This window comes from Calditrichota bacterium, assembly GCA_013151735.1.
GTDB lineage: Bacteria > Zhuqueibacterota > JdFR-76 > JdFR-76 > BMS3Abin05 > BMS3Abin05.
Genome location: JAADHR010000034.1, coordinates 7595 through 11420 on the forward strand (window position 1 = coordinate 7595; position 3826 = coordinate 11420).

Sequence of the window (3826 nt, forward strand, 5' to 3'; positions counted from 1 at the left end):
TGAATTATTCAGGTTAAAAGGGGGAATAAAATTATTTCTTGCAAATTTCAGGAATTATTTTTATTTTTAAATTCAAGTGATTTTTGAGGGGATCTTTCCCGCATAATCCCCGATTTAGGCCAAATTATTTTTTCTGCAGACACGAGAAATTCACTTCTGGCAGATTCATCGTGTAAATCCTGTTAAAAATTCGGAAATTTGTGAGCGAAGGAATCCCTTCATGAAAAAGATGGCCGATGAAATTCATTCCGAAAAAAAATCTCTCATTTTAAAAGAATTGCGGACAATTCCGGGTGTGGGAAAAAAGATTGCCGAAGATTTTTACAATCTTGACTTTCGATCGGTGGCTGATCTGGCCAATCGGAATCCGGAAGAGATCTATTTTCGCCTGTGCAATCTGGAGGGAAAAGAAATTGATCGCTGTATGCTCTACGTGATTCGCTGTGCAGTTTACTATGCTTCTCATCAAACGCACGATCCGGAACGCCTGAAGTGGTGGACGTGGAAGGATTGAACGGAAATCTTTCTTTCGCGCATTCACGGCGATCAAATCGCCTTTTTAAAATAGTCGTATTTTTTTTGACAGCGGAAAAAAGTAAGGAGGAAGAATGAAGAAATTATTGATTCTGTTTTTGATCTGGATTGGCCTCCCTGCGGCCGGATTGACTCAAGATAACCCGCTTCGCCTGATGCGCTATCCCGATGTGGGACATGGAGTGGTCGTTTTTAGCTACCAGGGTGATCTGTGGCAGGTTCCCCAGGAAGGCGGCCGTGCCTTTCGTTTGACGATTCATGAAGGATTCGAAACACACCCAAAAATTTCCCCGGACGGCAAGTGGATTGCATTTACGGGTGAGTACAACGGTGGAACGAATGTGTTCATTATTCCTTTTGAAGGAGGCCAGCCGAAGCAACTTACCTACTACCCCGGCTCGGAAAGGGTGGTGGGGTGGACACCTGATTCCAAAAATGTGGTTTTTTCCGCGAATCGAACCGCCTATTCCCGTTTTTATGACGAACTCTGGCAGGTAAGTATTAAGGGGCACTTCCCGGAAAAACTTCCGGTGGACAGAGGAAGCAGTATTTCATTTTCGCCGGATGGAAAAAAATTTACGTACAACCGTCATCCGATGATGTTCTGGTGGTGGAAGCGTTACAAAGGGACATTTAATCACGATGTTTGGGTGTACGACACCACGAATCGATCGTTTCAGCAGCTTACAACCTGGATCGGCAATGATTCCTGGCCCATGTGGGGAAAAGATGGGAAAATCTACTTTGCTTCTGAAAGGAAAAAAATCTCCAATATTTTTTCAATCGATCCGAAATCGAAGAGGATTGAGCAAATCACGTTTCATTCGGATGACGGGGTTCAGTGGCCTTCCATGAGTTCGGACGGAAAGTGGATTGTTTATGAAAATGACGGAAAGCTGTTTTTGCTGGATGTAGCCCGGAAAAAAACAAAAGAGCTTGTTGTGCGAGCCCCTCTGGATTTCCATTACGATCTGGTTACCTTTGAAAATCCCACAAAATACATTGGCGGATTCGATATTTCCCCTTCGGGTAAGCGGGTTGTGATTGGCGCGCGGGGGGAGATTTTTTCCCTGCCGGCGGAACACGGCATTCCCCGGGACCTGTCCAACACACCCAACGGGCGCGAACAGCACCCGGCCTGGTCCCCGGATGGAAAATATGTGGCCTACATTTCCGATGTAAACGGGGAACAGGAGGTGTACATTGTGGATCAAATGGGCCAGGAGAAACCCACTCGATTAACGAACACAAAAAAATTTAAATTCAGACTCAGATGGTCCCCCGACAGCCGATCCATTCTGTTCTACACAAACAACCACTACCTGTATTTACTGGATGTGGCATCAAAAAAGGTGACGGAGGTCGCTTACAATCCGGCCAATTTGATTGATGACTACAGCTGGTCCCCGGACAGCAAATGGATTGCATACGCATTCAATCACAGGAATAATCTGTCGGATATTTACGTGTATTCGGTGAAAGAAAAGAAATCGCGTCCGTTCATTGTGCGTCCGAATGATGATTACAATCCCGTTTTTACCGCAGACGGGAAGGATCTGATTTTTGTGTCCTCTCCCTATCCCGGGCGAACCGAGCTTCATGTAGTCCACCTTTTGCCAGAAGAAAAACAACCCTTTCAAAAAGAGGACGATGAAGAGAAGGCAGAACCCGGAGAAAAGAAACCTTCACCCAAGGAAAAGTCCAACACTGACAAATCCAAAAAGAAAACGGGTGAAGAAAAAATCGTGGTAAAAATTGACTTTCAAAAAGTCAATGAACGTATCCGCCGGGTACCGGTGGCCGGAAAAGATTTTTCCAATCTTGGAACCGTAAAAAATTATTACTATTACATTGCCGTTGTTCCGGAAGCGCTCACGAACATTCAAAAACGAACCTCGGGACGCGCGCTTTACATGTACGATCTGAAAAAGTTGAAAGCCACCAAAGTGGCTTCGGGAGTGGCTGCCTACCGGATTGCGTCGGGACAGAAAAAATTAGTCGTGTGGAGCGGCCGCACACTTAAAATTGGACCGGTCGGAAAGACCCTCTCCAAAAGTGCAAAACCGGTCAGTTTTAAATCGGTTATTATGAAAGTGGATCGCCCGAAAGAATGGGAAGAAATTTTCGATGAGGGCTGGCGGATGGTCCGGGATTATTTTTACGATCCCCATTATCACGGTGTGGATTGGAATAAGGTGCGAAAACACTACCGACGTCTTCTGCCGTATGTCCACACACGGCGCGAACTCAGTCTTTTGATGGAAGAAATGGTCGGCGAATTGAATGCGTCGCACCAGGGGGTGCGCGGTGGCGATGTTCACAAGGTGAAAAAATACGCGGTCGCGTTGCTGGGGGCCCAGTTAAAACCCGATTACAAAGCCGGTTACTATCGGTTTACAAAGATTTACAAAGGGGATAAGGCCAACAAACGGTACCGTTCACCTCTGGACGCCGATTACGTAAAAATCAAACCGGGAGATTATCTTCTCGCGATCAACGGCCATCCGGTAAAAGCGACGGAAAATTACCTGAAATATCTGGTGGATCAAAATAAAACCAAGATTACACTCCTGACTCATTCCGAGCCTTCCAAAAAAGGGGCGATTGAGACAAAAATTTTCCCGATCGTAAATGATTATGCCCTTCGGGTCAAGGAATGGACGGACAAAAACACCCGACTTGTCGACAGCCTGAGTCACGGGAAGATCGGCTATATGCACCTGGAAAATATGGGCGGGAATGACCTGAATACCTTCAAAAAATATTTTCAGGATTACCGCTACAAAGAGGCCATTATTATTGATGTCCGCTACAATGGCGGCGGCGGAATCGATCCGGAACTGATCGACATGCTGGAACGCCGGCCCTACCAGATTACACGGGAAAGAGATTCGGAACCGGTGGAGCGACCGGACGATGGATTTTACGGCAAAGTGGTTGTACTGTGCAATGAGTACTCCTTCTCGGATGCCGAAGTGTTTCCCAATGGATTTCATGTCCGAAAGCTGGGTACCCTCATTGGAAAACAGACCCTGGGATTCGTGATCGCTGTTTCTCCCTATCCTCTGATTGACGGCGGTCAGATTCGAAAGACATTTATTGGGCTCTGGGATGTGAACGGCAATCAATTGGAAGGACGCGGCGCCATCCCGGACATTACCGTCGAAAACACACCCGAAGATGAAATCCGGGGCCGGGATCCGCAATTGCTGAAAGCCATTGAGTATCTGAATCAGAAGATCAAACGGCATCCCAGAAATTACAAGTACAAGATGCCCATTCGTCCCCGGTA

General features: G+C 46.6%; 2 protein-coding genes. Both read left to right on the forward strand.

Going from position 1 to position 3826, the window contains the following annotated elements:
* Nucleotides 1–229 precede the first annotated feature (229 nt).
* Nucleotides 230–514, forward strand: a complete 285-nt coding sequence (locus tag GXO76_02260; GenBank protein ID NOY76674.1) for a pathogenicity locus — start codon at nt 230–232, stop codon at nt 512–514.
* Nucleotides 515–608: 94 nt separating this feature from the next.
* Nucleotides 609–3826, forward strand: a 3218-nt coding sequence (locus tag GXO76_02265; GenBank protein ID NOY76675.1) for a hypothetical protein, incomplete at its 3' end; no start/stop codon positions are given.